Origin of the sequence: Paenibacillus xylanexedens (assembly GCF_017874615.1) — a bacterium.
GTDB lineage: Bacteria > Bacillota > Bacilli > Paenibacillales > Paenibacillaceae > Paenibacillus > Paenibacillus xylanexedens.
This window is the reverse complement of record NZ_JAGIKV010000010.1, coordinates 219,983-238,279: the sequence shown is the minus strand read 5'-3', so window position 1 is coordinate 238,279 and position 18,297 is coordinate 219,983. Positions and strand designations below refer to the sequence as shown.

General features: G+C 48.1%; 15 protein-coding genes, 1 rRNA gene and 1 riboswitch. Of the genes, 14 read left to right on the top strand and 2 right to left on the bottom strand.

Annotation, left to right across the window (positions count from 1 at the left end; all coding sequences use genetic code 11):
- Window positions 1-90 (top strand): 5S ribosomal RNA (rrf, locus tag J2Z28_RS15600); the annotation flags it as partial.
- A 182-nt stretch (window positions 91-272) separates the two neighbouring features.
- On the opposite strand, the gene J2Z28_RS15595 is transcribed toward rrf, so the two are convergent.
- Window positions 273-827, bottom strand: coding sequence for an NADPH-dependent FMN reductase (locus J2Z28_RS15595; RefSeq protein WP_211083165.1), 555 nt, complete (start codon window positions 825-827; stop codon window positions 273-275).
- Between the two features lie 301 nt (window positions 828-1,128).
- On the opposite strand from J2Z28_RS15595, the gene J2Z28_RS15590 reads away from it, so the two are divergent.
- Window positions 1,129-2,136, top strand: a complete 1,008-nt coding sequence (locus J2Z28_RS15590; protein WP_211083164.1) for a ketoacyl-ACP synthase III — start codon at window positions 1,129-1,131, stop codon at window positions 2,134-2,136.
- Between the two features lie 174 nt (window positions 2,137-2,310).
- On the opposite strand, the gene J2Z28_RS15585 is transcribed toward J2Z28_RS15590, so the two are convergent.
- Window positions 2,311-4,245, bottom strand: coding sequence for an amidase family protein (locus J2Z28_RS15585; RefSeq protein ID WP_211083163.1), 1,935 nt, complete (start codon window positions 4,243-4,245; stop codon window positions 2,311-2,313).
- A gap of 369 nt (window positions 4,246-4,614) precedes the next feature.
- On the opposite strand from J2Z28_RS15585, the gene J2Z28_RS15580 reads away from it, so the two are divergent.
- The 12 genes from J2Z28_RS15580 (at window position 4,615) to purF (ending at window position 17,860) form a co-directional block, all read left to right on the top strand.
- Window positions 4,615-6,744: a DNA topoisomerase III gene (locus tag J2Z28_RS15580; protein ID WP_211083162.1), complete on the top strand. Its 2,130-nt coding sequence runs from the start codon at window positions 4,615-4,617 to the stop codon at window positions 6,742-6,744.
- 74 nt (window positions 6,745-6,818) lie between these two features.
- Window positions 6,819-6,956, top strand: coding sequence for a hypothetical protein (locus J2Z28_RS15575; RefSeq protein WP_017690703.1), 138 nt, complete (start codon window positions 6,819-6,821; stop codon window positions 6,954-6,956).
- A gap of 126 nt (window positions 6,957-7,082) precedes the next feature.
- Window positions 7,083-7,346: a DUF1294 domain-containing protein gene (locus J2Z28_RS15570; protein ID WP_017690702.1), complete on the top strand. Its 264-nt coding sequence runs from the start codon at window positions 7,083-7,085 to the stop codon at window positions 7,344-7,346.
- Window positions 7,347-7,568: 222 nt separating this feature from the next.
- Window positions 7,569-8,003 (top strand): universal stress protein, encoded by a 435-nt coding sequence (locus J2Z28_RS15565; RefSeq protein WP_047840488.1) that lies wholly within the window; start codon window positions 7,569-7,571, stop codon window positions 8,001-8,003.
- A gap of 270 nt (window positions 8,004-8,273) precedes the next feature.
- Window positions 8,274-8,375: riboswitch (purine riboswitch) on the top strand.
- A 194-nt stretch (window positions 8,376-8,569) separates the two neighbouring features.
- Window positions 8,570-9,055, top strand: coding sequence for a 5-(carboxyamino)imidazole ribonucleotide mutase (purE, locus tag J2Z28_RS15560; RefSeq protein ID WP_211083161.1), 486 nt, complete (start codon window positions 8,570-8,572; stop codon window positions 9,053-9,055).
- Window positions 9,052-10,254 carry a 5-(carboxyamino)imidazole ribonucleotide synthase gene (gene purK / locus J2Z28_RS15555; RefSeq protein ID WP_211083160.1) on the top strand — a complete coding sequence of 401 codons (1,203 nt, stop codon included), beginning with the start codon at window positions 9,052-9,054 and terminating at the stop codon, window positions 10,252-10,254. The genes purE and purK overlap by 4 nt, the downstream gene beginning before the upstream one ends.
- A complete protein-coding gene (gene purB, locus J2Z28_RS15550) occupies window positions 10,251-11,549 on the top strand; it encodes an adenylosuccinate lyase (protein WP_211083159.1) in 1,299 nt (432 codons plus the stop codon). Before purK ends, purB begins: the two co-directional genes overlap by 4 nt.
- A gap of 251 nt (window positions 11,550-11,800) precedes the next feature.
- Complete coding sequence (locus tag J2Z28_RS15545) at window positions 11,801-12,673, top strand: phosphoribosylaminoimidazolesuccinocarboxamide synthase (RefSeq protein WP_211083158.1); 873 nt, start codon at window positions 11,801-11,803, stop codon at window positions 12,671-12,673.
- A 563-nt stretch (window positions 12,674-13,236) separates the two neighbouring features.
- Entirely contained in the window at window positions 13,237-13,482 is a 246-nt protein-coding gene (purS, locus tag J2Z28_RS15540) for a phosphoribosylformylglycinamidine synthase subunit PurS (protein ID WP_017690695.1), read from the top strand.
- 4 nt (window positions 13,483-13,486) lie between these two features.
- A complete protein-coding gene (gene purQ, locus J2Z28_RS15535) occupies window positions 13,487-14,176 on the top strand; it encodes a phosphoribosylformylglycinamidine synthase subunit PurQ (RefSeq protein WP_036606071.1) in 690 nt (229 codons plus the stop codon).
- Window positions 14,154-16,397: a phosphoribosylformylglycinamidine synthase subunit PurL gene (purL, locus tag J2Z28_RS15530; RefSeq protein ID WP_211083157.1), complete on the top strand. Its 2,244-nt coding sequence runs from the start codon at window positions 14,154-14,156 to the stop codon at window positions 16,395-16,397. The genes purQ and purL overlap by 23 nt, the downstream gene beginning before the upstream one ends.
- Complete coding sequence (gene purF / locus J2Z28_RS15525; protein WP_036606069.1) at window positions 16,382-17,860, top strand: amidophosphoribosyltransferase; 1,479 nt, start codon at window positions 16,382-16,384, stop codon at window positions 17,858-17,860. Before purL ends, purF begins: the two co-directional genes overlap by 16 nt.
- Window positions 17,861-18,297: the final 437 nt, after the last annotated feature.

Below are 18,297 nucleotides of genomic sequence, written 5' to 3'. Positions count from 1 at the left end.
CACGTACCCATCCCGAACACGACCGTTAAGCCCTCTAGCGCCGATGGTACTTGGACCGCAGGGTCCTGGGAGAGTAGGACGCCGCCAAGCAATAGAAGACACACTTGATGTTATCGAGTGTGTCTTTTTTATTTTAATCCTAAATACTTATATAAACCTTAACAGCCCTGGTAAATAACCAAGGCTATTTTTTTATTTCATTATTTATGAGAATGTTAAATAACTTTAAATGGATCATTTCTCTATCGTTCATTTAATTAAGCAACATCTGTCTAGCTTTTGATTTGGTTGCAAGCTTCCCCAAGGATTGTAAGGGAGTTCTGCAATGCACGCTGGGTTTCCGAATCAATGATGACTCCTTGTTTGTTCATTTTCAATGTAATATGAGGAATGGTTAAACAGCCCTCTTGTAAGACTTGTGCATTAATCATGTTTAGTGTGAGCAATAAGGAAGCATGGGCTTTGTCACCTCCCATGGGGCTTGGGGAAGCAGCAATGACAATGGTGGGTTTATTGAGCCATTCTCCAGAAGATACAACCCAATCTAGTGCGTTTTTTAAGACCCCAGGAACGCCGTTTCCATACTCTGGCGTACAGATAAGGACTCCGTCCGAATGCTTAAGTTGGGCTCTCAAGTTCTGTACGGATACAGGGCCCTCCTCGACATCGAGGTCAGGGTTAAAATGCGGCAGATCATTTAATCCGTCATATACTTCAAACTTAAGGTTAGTGTGAGCCAGCTTAATCATGGCGTGCATTAGTGACGTATTGGAGGACTGATTGCGCAGACTTCCGGAAATGGCAAGGATATTTAATTCTTTTTTCATGGGTATAGATCATCTCTATTCTTTAGTAATGTGGGGCAATCTGTTTATTTTCCTCCTGTTGGAATGATCCGTCTATAAAAAACGCATATAATTAAGGCATTCTTCATGTTAGTCAGGGAATATCCACAATTCTTCATCAAAAATGCATGCGATCGTTTGTATTGCTCTGGGTAATAGAATGAAGAGATCACTTTAAAATAAACAACTAACGAAAGAATCATAATAAATATTTTATAAAATTAGTACCAAGTACTAAGACTTAGTGCTATAATGATAAAAAACAAGTGAGGTGACTACTGGTATGAATCATCAATCAAAGGCAACCATCACGGCAATGGGGACATATGTACCGGATCGAATATTAACGAATGCTGATCTGGAGAAATTGGTCGAGACAAGTGACGAATGGATTGTACAACGTACTGGTATGAGAGAACGGCGAATTGCAGCTGAATATCAATTTGTATCTGACCTGGCTACGAAGGCTGTAGAAGATATGATAGGTCGTTATGATGTAAGTGTAGAAGATGTGGATATGATCCTTGTGGCTACAAGTACACCTGAATATGCTTTCCCAAGTACGGCATCCAGAGTACAGGCTAACCTTAAGATCCCACACACGGGTGTACTGGATTTAAATGCTGCATGCGCAGGTTTTACCTACGGATTACAGCTAGCCGACAGTCTGGTGACCAGTGGAATGTACCGCAAAGTACTGGTAATTGGAGCAGAGACATTATCCAAAATTACGGATTACACAGACCGCACGACTTGTGTACTGTTTGGTGACGGAGCGGGGGCCTTCTTGGTGGAGAGATCATCGGGTGCTGAAGGTGACTTTATGGCAGCCATATCAGGTACACATGGAGAAGGCGGTGTACATCTCTATAAGAGTGGCTTGTCTTCGGAGATGAATGGTGTGCCTTTACAGGGCGAAGGTTGTTTAGTTCAGAATGGGCGAGAGATTTATAAGTGGGCTGTACGGACGATTCCAGAGCAATTGGGTAAACTTATAACGAAAGCTGAATTAAGCCCTGACCAGATTGACTGGTTTGTCCCGCATAGTGCCAACATGAGAATGATTGAAGCTGTTTGCGAACGTGGTCCGGTTCCTTTGGAACGTACTTTAACCAGTGTCGAGTATCGGGGGAACACATCTGCCGCTTCCATTCCGCTGGCGCTACAGCTTGCAGTGGATGAAGGGAAATTGAAAGAAGGACAGAACGTAGCTCTCTTTGGCTTTGGCGGTGGTCTGACGTACGCAGGTCTGGTTCTGAAATGGGGCGTGCCAGACAAGGTTCAGGAATGAGTAACATCCGACGGTATGCAACATAAAAATAAATAGAGAACATAAAAGAGACCACCCAAACTTCATGCTGTCATGAAGAAGGTGGTCTCTTTAGTGGGTTAACTCGTTTCAAAAAAGTGATATGATTGCATCTATTTTTTGTGTTAACCGGAATTGCTTAATCCCATAAATATTTTACGGCGTAAGCTTAGGCGCTTGGCGGTGATGTGTACCTTGTTCGTAGCTGTAAGCCAGCTTGATCAAGGTTCCTTCATCAAAGGCACGACCAAGGAATTCCATGCCTACTGGCAAACCATCAGTTGTGAAACCAGCAGGGACCGTAATCGCCGGGAAGCCGGAGAAAGGACTCAATCGGTTGTTACCACCGGAGTTTTGTCCTTCGCCAATAACACCAGCGGCTTGTGTGGACGTAGGATAGATGATGGCATCCAGGTTGTTGTCTGCCATAACTTTCAGCAGGGACTCACGTGTAACTTGGGTGCGTTTCAGGACGATGTCCTTGTATTCGGTAGTCTCCAACGTTTGGCGTGCATCCCGAGTCTTCATGGATTGCTCCTGAGATTTGTCGAACTCTCCGGAAGCGATGATCTCGGACAGACTGTGATATGGAGCGTCTGCACCCAATGAGTCCAGATAGTCATTCAGTTGGAACTTGAATTCATATCCGCTGAGACTTGGGTATTTGTTGATCTCAGTCAAGTTCGGGATGGAAATGGGAACTGCGGTAGCGCCCAGTGTCTTCAATTCTTCCACAGCGGTGTTGATCACGTCAGCAACGGCTTTTTCTTCAGCTTTGGTACTTGGGATGAGTTCTGTGGCCACACCGATGCGTGCACCTTTCAGTCCGTTTACATCCAAGAAGTCTGTATAGCTAGATGGAATTTTGCCAACCGCGTAGGCTGTAGCGACATCCTTTTTATCATAGCCGGCCGTAGCATCCAACATGATTGCAGCGTCACTAACTGTACGGGCCATAGGTCCACCTACATCCTGTGTCAAAGCCAATGGGATAATGCCTTCACGGCTGGACAGTCCGATGGTTGGGCGGATACCCACAAGGCTGTTGAAGCTGGATGGGATTCGGATCGAACCGCCAGTGTCTGTACCCATGCCGGCTGCAGCAAAGTTTGATGCAATGGCTGCACCTGTTCCACCGCTTGATCCACCTGGATAGTGATCCAGGGCGTAAGGGTTCAGTGTTTGTCCACCCAATGAGCTGGATGTCGTTATGCCAAATGCGAATTCATGCAGGTTCGTTTTGCCCAAAATAATGGCGCCAGCTGCTTTGAGTTTCTTCACTTGTTCAGCATCGTGAGCAGGAATGGAATCTTTCAGACAGATACAGCCTGCGGTTGTCGGCATGTCATTGGTATCGAAATTGTCTTTTACCAAAACCGGAACGCCATGCAGAGGCCCGCGGGCACCTTGGGCTGCACGTTCTTCATCCAATTGCTCCGCAATTTGGAGTGCATCCGGGTTCAGCGTTAATACGGCGTTGATGCTTACACCTTGATCATCGTATTTTTCAATGCGGTCCAGATATTTTTGAACCAGTTCTTTTGATGTCAGTTTTCCTTGCGTCATTGCAGTCTGGAGATCCATGATGGTTGCTTCCTCCAGGACAAACGGTTTTATGTAGTTATAAATGCGGTCTTTCAGTATGGAGAGGTCATTCTCGGTAAGTACAGCGTTTGGAAGGAAGAGGGAATCGGTATAACCTTTCATTAGCCCTGCCGTATTCAATGCACCAACAGCACCTGCGAAAGTGGCTTCATTCGGGACATCTTTGAATGATACGGTAGTCGAATCCAGCTTGAGCCATTGTTGCAAGGCGACCGCAGCATCTTTACGTTGTACGGTTGTGCCGGAGAGCTTGTCCATGGTAAAAGGAACACCTGCAAGTGTAGCCGCTTCTTCCATAGCCTGAACAAATGCTGCCGGAGTTGCTGGCGCTTTTCCTTTGGATACAGCTGCTACTGTTGTTTTACTCGTAGGCGTTGCCGTTGCGGCTGATGCCGAAGGAACCGTTCCTCCCCAAGTTGTGGCAACAACAGCTCCCGCCAGTAACAAAGCCCCACTTTTTTTCAATACAGATCCATGATAAGTCATGCATCCACGCTCCCTTCCTGTGTCTCATTGATGTGTGTAGCAGCGATTCTGTTTCTATGCTTTGACACATTGTATAGTTATGTCAGGTAATCTTACAAGGTTTATATTTATCCAAAAAAACGTATACATCAATACTTTACAGTGTTAATACTTATTCATGCTTCTGTTTACATGTACTCAGAAAAACTATTACATATTATAATGTAAAGAAATATAACACAAACTCGATATGTTGATTAAACATGAGGTTACAGGAGGCGAGTAGTTAGGAAGTAGAGATGACAGAGCATACCTTTAGTGTGAAATGATATAATGAAAAGATAGGAATAAAAGAGACATAACGTTCTACTAGAGAGGAAGAGATATGAAGTGAAGACATTGGTACTCGCAGAAAAACCATCTGTAGCACGCGAAATAGCCAGAGTTATGGGTGCGCGTGATAAACATAAAAGTTATATGGAAGGCCCGAAATATATCGTTACCTGGGCGCTTGGACATCTGGTTGGATTAGCTGAACCCGAGGATTACGACAAAAAGTATGCAACATGGAATCTGGAGGACCTACCCATTCTGCCAGATCGTACGAAATTGAAAGTACTTAAAGAGACCAACCATCAATATAAAGCCGTGCAGCAGTTGATGAAACGTCAGGATGTAGGCGAACTGGTCATTGCGACCGATGCAGCACGTGAGGGAGAATTGCTGGCTCGTTGGATCATGCAGATGGCGGGGTGGAAAAAACCTTTTAAACGCCTGTGGATTTCATCCCAGACAGATAAGGCGATCAAAGACGGATTTGCTTCGCTGAAGCCAGGCAGTCAGTTCGACCGCCTCTATGAATCTGCACGTTGCCGGGCGGAGGCTGACTGGATGATCGGACTTAACGTGACCCGTGCATTAACCGTTCGTTTCAATGCCCAGTTGTCTGCTGGACGTGTACAAACTCCGACCTTGGGGATGATTATGGACAGGGAAAATGAAATTAACGGTTTCCGCTCGCAGGAGTATGAGACGTTAACGGCAGACATGGGAGGTTTTCAGGCTGTGTGGCGGGCAGCTGGAGGAGATTCACGAATTTTCGACCCTCAAGAAACACAAGAATTGAAGAAACGGGTAGATGGGCGCAAGGGCACGATTGCCCAAGTGAAGAAAAGCGAGAAGGTTGAGCCGCATCCACTGGCATATGATCTGACGGAACTACAACGGGATGCCAACCGGAAGTATGGTTTCTCTGCAAAGCAAACATCGAATGTCCTGCAACGTCTGTATGAACAGCACAAGCTTGTGACGTATCCGCGTACGGACAGTCGATACCTCACTTCGGATATGACAGCTACGTTGAAAGAACGGCTGGATAGTGTAGCCATTGGACCTTATGCGTCTTTGGCACGTCCTTTGCTGCGCAAAAATCTGAATATTACCAAACGTATTGTGGATGACAGCAAAGTTACGGATCACCATGCGATTATCCCAACGGAGCAGACGGTGCTTTTGAATCAATTGAATCCAGAGGAACGCAAACTGTACGATCTGATCGTACGTCGTTTTATCAGCCTATTCTATCCGGCAGCGAAGTACGATTCGGTTGCGATCACGGTTCAGGTGGGGAATGACTCCTTCCATGTTAAAGGTACAACGGTGAAAGAAAGTGGATGGCGTGAAGTATACGGCGGCGATTACAGCGATGATGACGATGACCGTACTGATGATACAGCAGACCATGAGCGTGCGCTTTTGCCAGATGTGCAGCAAGGGCAGTCCGTGACGGTTCAGCGTTGCCATATTAAAAGTGGACGGACGATGCCGCCCAAACGGTATACCGAAGCTGCTTTGCTTTCCCAAATGGAGAAGCATGGACTGGGCACTCCGGCGACACGAGCGGATATTATCGAGAAACTGGTCAGTTCCGATACAATAGATCGTCAAGGCAACAGCATGCATCCAACCGGTAAAGGAAAACAGTTGATTGAACTGGCTGCCCCGCAGCTTCGTTCACCGGATCTGACTGCCCGCTGGGAAGCTGAACTGGAACTCATCGCTCGTGGGCAAGGGAAACCGGGACCGTTTCTGGATAGTATCCGATCCATGGCAAAAGAGCTGGTGTCTACGGTAAAAGGCAGCAAAGCGGAGTATAAGCCGCATAATGTGTCCAATAGCCATTGCCCGGACTGTAACGCACGGTTGTTGGAGAAGAAAGGCAAGCGCGGCAAGTTTCTTGTATGTCCCACCGAGGACTGTGGATATCGTCGTTCGGCAGAGAAAAGAATGTCCAATCGTCGTTGTGCGCAGTGCCACAAAAAGATGGAAATCAAAGAAGGCAAGGCGGGGTTATACGTACAATGTCTACCTTGTGGTATTACAGAAACGTTGGATAAGGACAAACAGCATGTGAACAAACGCGATCAGCAAAAGCTGGTGAAACAATATGCGAAGCAGGAGTCCATTGGGTCTAACCTTGGAGATCTGCTGAAGGCGGCTATGGAGAAAAAGGGAGAGTAACACGCTTGAGGGTAGTTGAAGTCGTATAAGATCCTCCGTTTTCAGGCAACGTAAGCCAAGGAGGTGATACCTACATGCCGCATAACAAACCAGAGAAGATCCATAACCAGCAAAACAAAGACAGTATTCGGGAAGAGAGTATCGCTGTGCGCCCGGACAAAGCAGCCAAAAGAGCACCAAGCCTGAACGGTATTCCAAAACAGGAGTCCTAGGTCAGAGCGAGGTTAGCGTTATTACACAAAATTGTGGTTCCCTACCCGGTGCGTTGAACATGTCTCTGATGAGGACTATAATGGAGACAGGGAGATGTCCCGGGACAGGGGGATCGCTAGAATTATATGCAAACCGGACTTATATTGTGGTTTTTATTTATTAATGTAGTTGGTTATCTGGTGATGTCGGATGATAAGAGGCGTGCGCAACAGCGTCGTGACCGTACACCCGAACGGACGTTATTCTTATTAGCATTTATAGGCGGTGCTTTGGGAGTCTGGATCGCGATGTATCGGAAAAGGCATAAGACTAAACATCCCAGCTTCACCATTGGCATTCCATTGTTGTTATTCTTGAATGCGGTAATCTATGGTTACTTTATTCAATGAACACATGGAACACATGCGTAACCATTCGAAAAAGACTTACGCTGAAGTGAAAGGTGTATCATTAATTCGTCTGATATGTAAATTCATTCGTATAAATGGTTCATTGTGGCTCTGGAACGTTTAAGGAGTTACATGGTTCTGTTATTTAACTGTTAGTTTATTACATGTCAGACCGAAGCTTGCTTCGCGTGCTCTACATATAAAGGAAGGGACGGGATTCACATGTTATTTTCCAAAATATTAGTGGCTTATGATGGTTCCAAAGCTTCAAATAAAGCACTTGATCGTGCGATTGAGCTAGCTAAAGTGTCCCCAAATGCAGTACTGGATGTCATTCATGCTTTTGATTTCCCGCGTGTATTCATCGGTGAGGGACTGGCTCCACTGCCACCTTCACTTAATAATGACTACTACAATCTGGCTGTGCAGACAACAGATGAAGCGAAAGAACGAATTCAGGCTGCGGGTGTAACGGCCAATGTGGATCTGATTCAAGGAGCGGCAGCGGAAGTGTTGCTTGATTTTGCCAAAGAAAATGATTCTGATATCATTATTATTGGTAGCCGCGGACTGGGTGGTATTCGGGAATTTGTCTTGGGTAGTGTCAGTCACAATGTGGTGCAGCATGCGCAGGTTCCAGTACTGATCGTAAAATAATGGATGAAGTGTGGATGCACTGAAAAGCAGGAAGCCGGTTGTCTTCGAGAGATTGAAGAGGAGCCGGCTTTCTTTTATGGGATGAAATGGATGGTTAAGCGAATTTAAAGAAGCAATTCCCGAACATTATATTTGTCAATATGTTAAATGTTCGTCTTTAAGTTGACATTAGCTGTAGGGGATTGTTAGAATGTTAGATGTGTCGATCAGGTAAGAATAAGGTCGAGTAGGAACGAAATATGTAATAAGAGATTACAAAAATAAACGAAGATAGTTTGATAGATATTTGCTCGTATAACGCCGGGAATAGGGCCCGGAAGTATCTACCCGGAAACCGTAAATTTCCGGACTACGAGGAGATACGGCTGAGAGTCGCATGCAACCAGATGCGGACAGCAAGCCCCCTTTTGGCATGCCCAATTGAGGGATACGTATTTCTTGGAGTCCGGTGTCCGGAGAAAATGTGATGTTTTCGCGGGTAGCGGATTTTTTCATTTCACACGTAATAAGAGTCCCTTAATAGTCAGATGTAATCAAAAAAGCGCAGACGGGAGTTGGATGTATTCATGTCACTGCAAGTCGCTGTAATTATGGGCAGCAAGTCGGATTGGGAAACGATGAAACATGTGTGCGAGGTGCTGGACGAGCTGGAGATTGGGTATGAGAAAAAGGTGGTCTCCGCCCATCGTACACCGGATTTGATGTTTGAATACGCAGAGCAAGCAATTGACCGAGGATTCAAGGTGATCATTGCAGGCGCAGGCGGGGCAGCACATCTACCCGGTATGGTTGCCGCCAAAACGATGCTTCCAGTCATTGGCGTACCGGTTCAATCCAAAGCGTTGAACGGTCTCGATTCCTTGTTGTCCATTGTTCAGATGCCTGGTGGTATTCCCGTCGCAACTGTGGCGATTGGCAAGGCAGGGGCAACGAATGCAGGATTGCTGGCAGCTCAAATGATCGGTGCTTTTGACCCGGATGTCCAACGTCGCTCTGAAGCTCGCCGAGAGCGCATCAAACAAGAAGTACTCGAAAGTAGTGAAGAACTATGAATAGAGTCGGGAACCAATCCGGTATAGCAGGAGAGCTAAAAAAAGTCCTGCTGCCCGGGAAAACAACCATCGGCATTCTTGGAGGCGGACAGCTCGGACGTATGATGACGCTCGCAGGAACGGCAATGGGTTATCGATTCGTTACTCTTGATCCCGCTGCGGATGCACCTTGTGGTCAAGTTGCTCGTCAGATTGAAGCTGGTTATGACGATGCCAAAGCTGCACTTGAACTGGCTCGGCAATGCGATGTCATTACGTATGAATTCGAAAATGTGGATGCAGAAGTCGCTGGGCTGCTCGAGCGTGAGTCTTACGTTCCACAAGGAAGTGCGTTACTGTACACCACACAACATCGGTTGCGTGAAAAACGTGCGATCGAAGCTGCTGGAGTAAGAGTCGCGCCTTATCGTGAGATCAAAAGTGCGGATACGATGCTTGCTGCTGTTAGCGAACTTGGAGTGCCATGTGTACTGAAGACGGTGACTGGAGGCTACGATGGCAAAGGTCAACGGGTCATCCGGGAAACAAGTCAGGCTGTTGCGGCATACGAAGAACTTGCGGCTACTGGTGCGGAACTGGTGTTGGAACAATTCATCAAGTTTGAATGCGAGATATCGGTCGTTGTAGCGCGTAGTACAAATGGGGAGATCAAAACTTTCCCGCCAGCGGAGAACATTCATGTGAACAACATTTTGCATGCTTCAATTGTACCGGCTAGAGTTGCCGCAGATATCCAGATTGAAGCGCAAAAGCTGGCAGCAGCGGTGGCAGAATCGATGAAGGCTGTTGGACTGCTGGCTGTGGAACTGTTTGTAGCGGCGGATGGAAGACTGTACGTCAATGAGCTGGCACCAAGACCGCATAATTCTGGTCACTATACGATGGAAGCTTGTGCGACTTCTCAGTTCGAACAACATATCCGTGCCATCTGCGGGTTACCACTTGGGGACACTTCGTTATTGAGTCCGGTTGTTATGGTCAATGTGCTTGGAGAACATCTGGAAGGCATTATCGCCAGAACAGGGCAACCTGATGTAGAAGCGATAGAGCTCGGTGTGATTCCCAAGCTTCACATATATGGTAAAACCGAAGCAAAAACAGGAAGAAAGATGGGGCATGTGAATCTGCTCTGTCAGGATGTTGAAGAAGGATTGCAATGGATTGAACAAACTAATCTCTGGAGGAATACAAATTCATGATTGAACGTTATAGCAGACCCGAAATGAGAGCCATCTGGACCGAAGAGAACAAATTCCAATCATGGCTGGAAGTTGAAATTTGTGCATGTGAGGCGTGGGCCGAACTGGGTGTTATCCCTAAGGAAGAAGCAGCATTGCTTCGTCAGAACGCATCTTTTGACATCGATCGCATCTATGAGATTGAAAAAGAAACACGTCATGACGTTATCGCATTTACACGTACGGTATCTGAAAGTCTGGGTGCGGAGCGGAAATGGGTGCACTACGGACTGACTTCCACAGATGTCGTGGATACGGCTCTGGGTTATGTACTGCGTCAAGCGAATGAGATTCTGGAAAAGGATATCGTGAATTTCATTGAAATTCTTCGTGAAAAAGCATTGGCTTATCAGCACACACCAATGATGGGACGTACGCACGGTGTGCATGCGGAGCCAACGACATTTGGACTGAAAATGGCATTGTGGCATGAAGAGATGAAACGGAACCTGGAGCGTTTCCGCCATGCAGCAGACAATGTACAATACGGCAAAATCTCAGGCGCAGTAGGAACGTACGCGAACATCGATCCGTTTGTTGAAGAGTTTGTCTGCGAGAAGTTGGGCACGAAACCTGCGCCAATTTCGACTCAAACATTGCAACGTGATCGTCACGCGGAGTATATGGCTACACTGGCGTTGATCGCAACGTCCCTGGACAAGTTTGCTACAGAGGTACGTGCACTGCAGAAGAGTGAATTCCGTGAAGTGGAAGAAGCTTTTGCAAAAGGTCAAAAAGGATCTTCTGCGATGCCGCACAAGCGTAACCCGATCGGTAGTGAAAACATCTCCGGTCTGTCCCGCGTCATTCGCGGACATATGGTATCGGCATACGAGAACGTAACGCTCTGGCACGAGCGCGACATCTCGCATTCTTCTGTAGAACGTATCATTCTACCGGATGCAACGATGCTGCTGAACTACATGCTGAACCGTTTTGGTAACATCGTGAAGAACCTGACGGTTTTCCCTGAGAACATGAAACGCAACATGGAGCGCACCTACGGGGTACCATTCTCCGGTCGTATCATGACTAAGCTGATCGACAAAGGCTTCAGCCGCGAGCAAGCGTACGATACCGTTCAACCACGTGCGATGCAAGCATGGGAAGAACAACGCCAGTTCCAGGATATCGTGAAATCCACACCGGAAATCACGGAAGTGCTGAACGAAGAAGAAGTCGCAGATGCTTTCAACCCGTCATGGCACCTGAAGCACGTAGACACGATCTTCAAAAAGCTCGGCTTGAACGACTAATATATTAAGGTTTTGAATTATTCTACTCTCTAAAAGTATAGGTTGATTATGTGTTCACGCTGGAACGGAGAAGGCAGAAAAAACCTGAAGAAGCAAAGCGCTCGCCTTTATCACCGGATTACCCCCTTGAGAAAGGGATCAGAAAAATCCGGGGATAACAGCGATCGGAAGGTTATTCTGCATTCGGAGTGGCCCCGCGTGATGAGGGGAATTGGACGTATACTTTACATCTCCTGAAAGAAGGTGAGCCCATGGCACTGTCCACTGCGGCAGATCTCGTTAAAGCACCTCTGTTATATAAAGGAAAAGTACGTGAATTATACGATCTGGGTGAACATTTTCTGATCGTGGTTACGGACCGTATATCGGCATTTGATTACGTGCTGGACCCGGCGGTTCCCGAGAAAGGAAACGTACTGAATAAACTCAGCAGCTTTTGGTTCGAACTGACGGGTGACATGATGGAGAATCACGTCGTTCATACCGATGTGAATCAACTGGGTGATCTCATCACAGACCCTGAATTGCTCAAAGACCGCATCATGGTAACCCGCAAAGCAGAACGCATTGATATTGAATGTGTCGTGCGTGGATACATCACGGGTGGGGGATGGAGACAATACGAGACGAGTGGTGAAGTGAATGGCATTAAACTGCCTGACGGACTTCGCAAAAACGCCAAGCTCGAAGTTCCCATTTTCACCCCGGCAGCCAAAAACGATGTTGGTCATGATGAAGATATCCCAATGGATCGCATGAAAGAACTGGTGGGAGACGCACTCGCAGTTGAGCTTCAGGAAAAAAGCCTGCGACTGTACGAATTCGCCCGTGATTACTGTGATCAGCGTGGCATCATTCTGGCAGATTGCAAATTCGAGTTCGGCATTGTGGATGGCAAGGTCATCCTGATTGACGAAATCTTCACCCCAGATGCTTCACGCTTCTGGGCCAAAGAGAATTATGAACTCGACATCGAGATCGACAGTATGGATAAAGAGCCAGTGCGCACCTATCTCGCCGGAACCGATTGGGACAAGAACAGCAAACCTGATCCACTTCCACAAGAGGTAGTTGAAGCAACAACCGCAAGATACGTCGATATTTATAACCGTTTAACGAGATAATAACGTTTGAGTAAGCTGCGGGAAAGTTTGGCTTTCGATCGCTGTTGCCCCCGGAATGTTTTGATTGGAATCCTTTTTTCAAAAGGAAACATTCCGGGGGCAAAGGCGAGCACTTCGTTTCTCTAGCTCAAATCTTTCCCTCCGCCAGTGTTCAAACTGGTGGGTGAGGCAATTAAGAGCGGTGGCTTCCCACAGGCAGGGGAAGCCTGAAAAATTAAGAGAATTAAATTCACTAATTACTAAAGTAACTTAAAGACCATTCGCCATTCACTGTTTTGAAGGAATGGTCAGGCTAGACCATTACACACCGTGCAACGTAAAAGGTTTAGGCCTTTAAAAAACGTCGCATGGACTAGCGGAGGGGCGGAATTGTTCTTAAAGGAGCGATAGCGTTCGCCTTTGTCCCCGGGTTTTGACCGCACAGCGGGCCAAAACAATCAAAAAAACCTGGGGACAACAAGCGACCGGAAAGAACAATCCGCCCCGGAGCAAGCGCCCAAGCCCCACCTTTTAACAGCATAAAGCATTTATCCCGTTCATTACTGAGGAGGAACATAAGGATCATGATCAAAGCAACCGTATATGTCACTATTAAGCAAAGCGTACTCGACCCGCAAGGCGTAGCTGTTCAAGGAGCCCTGCATTCTATGGGATTCAACGAAGTGGAAAGTGTACGGATCGGTAAAGTCATGGAATTGAACCTGGATACAACAGATCGTGCGGAAGCGGAGAAACGATTGAAAGTCATGTGTGAAAAGTTGCTGGCCAACACCGTTGTTGAAGATTACCGCTACGAATTGGAGGGTTAATCTCATGAAATTTGCAGTTCTTGTGTTCCCTGGCTCCAACTGCGACATCGACTGTTACAAGGCAGTGGAAGATGCCATTGGGCAAGAGGTTGATTATGTATGGCACACCGCTACAGATCTATCGGCTTATGATTGTATTTTAGTTCCGGGTGGTTTCTCTTATGGTGACTACTTGCGTTGCGGAGCGATTTCCCGCTTTGCACCGGTAATGAACGAGGTAGCGAAGGCTGCTGAACAAGGTAAATATATTCTTGGTATTTGCAACGGATTCCAGATCCTGACGGAAGCGGGATTGCTTCCAGGTGCATTGATCCGTAACACTTCCCTGAAATTCCGTTGTCACGATACGGTATTGAAAGTGGCGAATGCAGATACACCATTTACACGTGACTATGCACCGGGCGAAGAGATTATCATCCCGATTGCTCACGGTGAAGGAAACTATTATTGCGACGAGGAGACGCTCGCGAGTCTGCAAGCGAACAACCAGATCGTATTTACGTACGGGACCAACCCGAACGGTTCCCTGGGTGATATTGCAGGAGTCTGTAACGAGGCTGGAAACGTGGTCGGCATGATGCCGCATCCAGAGCGTGCAGTGGATTCACTGTTTGGTTCGGAAGACGGCAAACGTATGTTTACATCTATTTTGAAAGCATGGAGGGATCGGCATGACGCAGCAGCTATCCGCTAAGGAACCAACAGCAGAACAGGTCGCAGAACATAAACTTTACGCACAAATGGGCGTATCTGACAGCGAGTATGAGCTGATCTGTGAGTTCATGGGGCGCAAGCCAAACTACACGGAAATTGGTGTGTTCAGTGTAATGTGGTCTGAGCATTGTGCTTATAAAAACTCCAAGCCATTGCTGCGGCGTTTCCCAACCACTGGACCACGTGTCCTGATGGGACCTGGTGAAGGTGCCGGTATCGTGGATATCGGTGATAATCAGGCCGTTGTATTCAAAATTGAAAGCCATAACCATCCTTCCGCGGTTGAGCCTTATCAAGGTGCGGCAACAGGTGTGGGCGGCATTATCCGTGATATTTTTTCCATGGGTGCAAGACCGATAGCCATACTGAACTCCCTTCGTTTCGGCAAATTGGAGAGCGATCGCGTTAAATATCTGTTCGAGCATGTCGTATCAGGTATTGCTGGATACGGTAACTGTATCGGTATTCCTACCGTTGGTGGCGAAGTGATGTTTGATGAGAGCTATGAAGGCAATCCGCTGGTTAACGCGATGTGTGTAGGTCTGATTGATCATGATAAGATTCAACGCGGTGTAGCTAAAGGTGTAGGTAACCCTGTGTATTATGTTGGGCCGCCAACAGGCCGGGATGGTATTCATGGAGCAACCTTTGCATCGGTTGAATTGACGGAAGAATCCGAGTCCCAACGGACAGCTGTTCAGGTTGGTGATCCATTTATGGAGAAACTGGTGATGGAATCTTGTCTGGAATTGATCGACACGGGAATCGTGCTGGGAATTCAAGATATGGGTGCCGCGGGTCTGACATGTTCGAGTGCAGAGATGGCAAGTAAAGCGGGTAACGGTCTGGAATTGTATCTGGATCAGGTACCACAGCGTGAAGAAGGCATGACGCCTTACGAGATGATGTTGTCCGAGTCCCAAGAACGGATGTTGTTCGTCGTTGAGCCGAAGGATGAGGCGCAGGCGATGGAGATCTTTGAACGTTGGGGCGTAATCTGTGCCAAAGTTGGTAAAGTAACGGATGATGGTCGTCTGAAATTGATCCACCACGGCGAAGTGGTCGGAGATATGCCGGTAACGGCTTTGGTTGACGAATGTCCAGTGTATGACAAACCTTCTTCTGTACCTGCCTACTACGAGCAAAGTGCTTCCATCGACACGCTTCGTTATGACGAAGTGTCGGATCTCGGCGGAGCACTGAAACAAGTTCTGGCATCACCAACAGTAGCAAGTAAAAAATGGATTTATGATCAATATGACTACATGGTGCGTACAAGCACGGCCGTTCGTCCGGGTTCGGATGCGGCTGTAGTTACGATTCGTGGCACACGCAAAGGTCTCGCGATGACAACGGACTGTAATGGACGTTATGTGTACCTTGATCCTGAAGTTGGTGGACGGATTGCCGTAAGTGAAGCAGCGCGTAACATTGTATGTTCCGGTGCAGAGCCGCTGGCAATTACGGACAACTTGAACTTCGGTAACCCGGAGAAACCGGATATTTTCTGGCAAATGGAAAAAGCGGTAGATGGTATGGCGGAAGCTTGTCGTGTGCTGGATACACCGGTCATCGGTGGTAACGTAAGTTTGTATAACGAAAATGCCAAAGGCTCCATCTATCCAACGCCAGTTGTCGGTATGGTAGGTCTCGTTCATGATACGGATCATATCACGACACAAGCATTCAAATCCGAAGGTGATGTTATCATCCTCCTCGGCGAAACAAAAGCTGAACTGGGTGGCAGCGAGCTGCAATACGCGGTTCATGGTCAGACGGAAGGTCGTCCACCAGAACTGAACTTGCAAACAGAAAAAGCGTTGCTCAGCACGGTGCTGGAAGCTATTCAATCCGGTCTCGTTCGCTCGGCACATGACTTGTCTGAAGGCGGCTTGGCTGTTGCACTCGCAGAGTCTTGCATCAGCGGTAACGTAGGAGCACAGGTGAATGTGGAGACGACGTTGCGTGCAGATCACGCCCTATTCAGTGAGAGCCAATCCCGTATCTTGTTGTCGGCTACGCCAGAGCTAGCGGGTAAACTTGAAGCATTTGTACGTGAGCGTGGTGTACCTGTAGCTGTGATTGGACGTGTAGAAGGAAGTAACCTGACGATTGAATTGAACGGAACATCAGCCGTGAGCGAACCTGTAGGAGGTTTGGCTCAGGTCTGGGAGGATGCGATTCCATGTCTCATGAACTGACGACAGGACCGTTGTGGACAGGCGATTATTATAATGAAGGGTCCGGCAAGGAAGGACTCGACAAATTGAAGGAAGAATGCGGCGTGTTCGGGGTGTTCAGACACCCTGACGCGGCTTCTCTCTCCTATTATGGACTGCATGCGCTGCAACATCGGGGCGAAGAAAGTGCAGGCATGTGTGTGAGTGATGGCAGCCAGTTTAACTATCATCGCGGCATGGGTCTGGTGAAGGAAGTATTCACCAAAGACCTGATGCAGACGCTGACCGGGGATATTTCCATTGGACATGTCCGTTATTCAACGAGTGGTGACAGTAAACTGACAAACGCACAGCCATTGGTATTTAAATACCGTGATGGTGATCTGGCAGTAGCAACCAACGGAAATATTGTGAATGCACCAACGATCCGGCGTGAGCTGGAGCAGAGCGGTTCCATTTTCCAAACAACAAGTGATACCGAGGTCATTGCGCATCTAATTGCACGATCCTCCAAAGGGCTTGTGGAAGCGGCAAAAGAGGCGTTCCAACGCATTGTGGGTGGTTATGCATTTCTGATCATGACCAATGACAAACTGCTCGTGGCTTCCGATCCGCACGGACTTCGTCCGCTGACGATGGGTAAGCTGGGAGATGCATATCTGTTTGCATCTGAGACGTGTGCACTGGAAACAATTGGCGCAGAGTTAATCCGTGACATTGAACCGGGTGAACTACTTGTGTTGGATGCAGATGGTCTACATGAGGATCGCTTTGATCATCACAAACACCGCAAGGCATTATGCGCGATGGAATATATTTATTTTGCCCGTCCGGATAGTGATATGAATGGTACGAACCAGCATGCAGCTCGTAAACGGATGGGAAGCCGGATGGCGATTGAGTCGTTTGTGGATGCGGACTTGGTTACGGGGGTACCAGATTCCAGCATCTCGGCAGCAATTGGATACGCTGAACAGACAGGTATTCCGTATGAGATGGGTATGATTAAGAACAAATACACCGGACGTACGTTTATCCAGCCGAGCCAGGAATTGCGGGAGCAGGGCGTGAAGATGAAGCTGAGCGCTGTGCGTCGCGTTGTGGAAGGCAAACGTGTGGTTATGATTGACGACTCCATCGTACGGGGAACAACCTCCCGTCGGATCGTGAACATGCTACGTGATGCAGGAGCAACGGAAGTACATGTACGGATTACATCACCACCTTTCAAAAACCCGTGTTTCTACGGTATTGATACGCCTGACAGCCGTGAATTAATTGCTTCACAGTTGTCGGTGGAAGAAATTTGCCGTGAAATTAATGCGGACTCCCTGGAGTTCCTCAGTCCTGATGGACTGATTGCATCGATTCAGGGAGATAATCAGGATGATCCTAAAGGCGGACTATGTCTCGCATGTTTTGATCATGATTACCCAACCCGCCTCGACTTCGGCGGCGAAGAAAAATTCGGCTGCAGCTGCTAGCTGTTATGTGGCGAGACAAACGTATCTCGCCGCCCCGTGCGTAGCCCGAGCCCTCAGCCCCGCCTTGCGGAGCAACAGGGGCCAGGGCAGCCGAGCGAAGCAACTGCCCCCGGGCGCAGCCCGAGCCCTTAAGCCCCGCCTTGCGGAGCAACAGGGGCACGGGCAGCCAGGCGAAGCAGCTGCCCCCGGGCACAGCCCGAGCCCTTAAGCCCCGCCTTGCGGAGCAACAGGGGCACGAGCAGCCAGGCGAAGCAGCTGCCCCGGGCCTAGCCCGCGCCCTTAAGCCCCGCCTTGCGGAGCAATAGGGGTTAGGCAGCCGAGCGAAGCAGCTGCCCAGCGGGCTTGCCCCGCAGCGCAGCTGAGCGGGGTTCGCCGACCGATGGCTTGCAGCCAACGGAATCGGCGAACAATCCCGCGAGATCACGCACGAACCAACC

Bases quoted from the DNA above. Each gene is read 5' to 3' on its own strand.
- purK (WP_211083160.1), top strand. From the start codon at position 9,052: ATGAATAGAGTCGGGAACCAATCCGGTATAGCAGGAGAGCTAAAAAAA.
- J2Z28_RS15570 (WP_017690702.1), top strand. From the start codon at position 7,083: ATGCAAACCGGACTTATATTGTGGTTTTTATTTATTAATGTAGTTGGT.
- J2Z28_RS15545 (WP_211083158.1), top strand. From the start codon at position 11,801: ATGGCACTGTCCACTGCGGCAGATCTCGTTAAAGCACCTCTGTTATAT.
- purE (WP_211083161.1), top strand. From the start codon at position 8,570: ATGTCACTGCAAGTCGCTGTAATTATGGGCAGCAAGTCGGATTGGGAA.
- purS (WP_017690695.1), top strand. From the start codon at position 13,237: ATGATCAAAGCAACCGTATATGTCACTATTAAGCAAAGCGTACTCGAC.
- J2Z28_RS15585 (WP_211083163.1), bottom strand. From the start codon at position 4,245: ATGACTTATCATGGATCTGTATTGAAAAAAAGTGGGGCTTTGTTACTG.
- purF (WP_036606069.1), top strand. From the start codon at position 16,382: ATGTCTCATGAACTGACGACAGGACCGTTGTGGACAGGCGATTATTAT.
- J2Z28_RS15575 (WP_017690703.1), top strand. From the start codon at position 6,819: ATGCCGCATAACAAACCAGAGAAGATCCATAACCAGCAAAACAAAGAC.
- J2Z28_RS15595 (WP_211083165.1), bottom strand. From the start codon at position 827: ATGAAAAAAGAATTAAATATCCTTGCCATTTCCGGAAGTCTGCGCAAT.
- purL (WP_211083157.1), top strand. From the start codon at position 14,154: ATGACGCAGCAGCTATCCGCTAAGGAACCAACAGCAGAACAGGTCGCA.
- purB (WP_211083159.1), top strand. From the start codon at position 10,251: ATGATTGAACGTTATAGCAGACCCGAAATGAGAGCCATCTGGACCGAA.
- purQ (WP_036606071.1), top strand. From the start codon at position 13,487: ATGAAATTTGCAGTTCTTGTGTTCCCTGGCTCCAACTGCGACATCGAC.
- J2Z28_RS15565 (WP_047840488.1), top strand. From the start codon at position 7,569: ATGTTATTTTCCAAAATATTAGTGGCTTATGATGGTTCCAAAGCTTCA.
- J2Z28_RS15590 (WP_211083164.1), top strand. From the start codon at position 1,129: ATGAATCATCAATCAAAGGCAACCATCACGGCAATGGGGACATATGTA.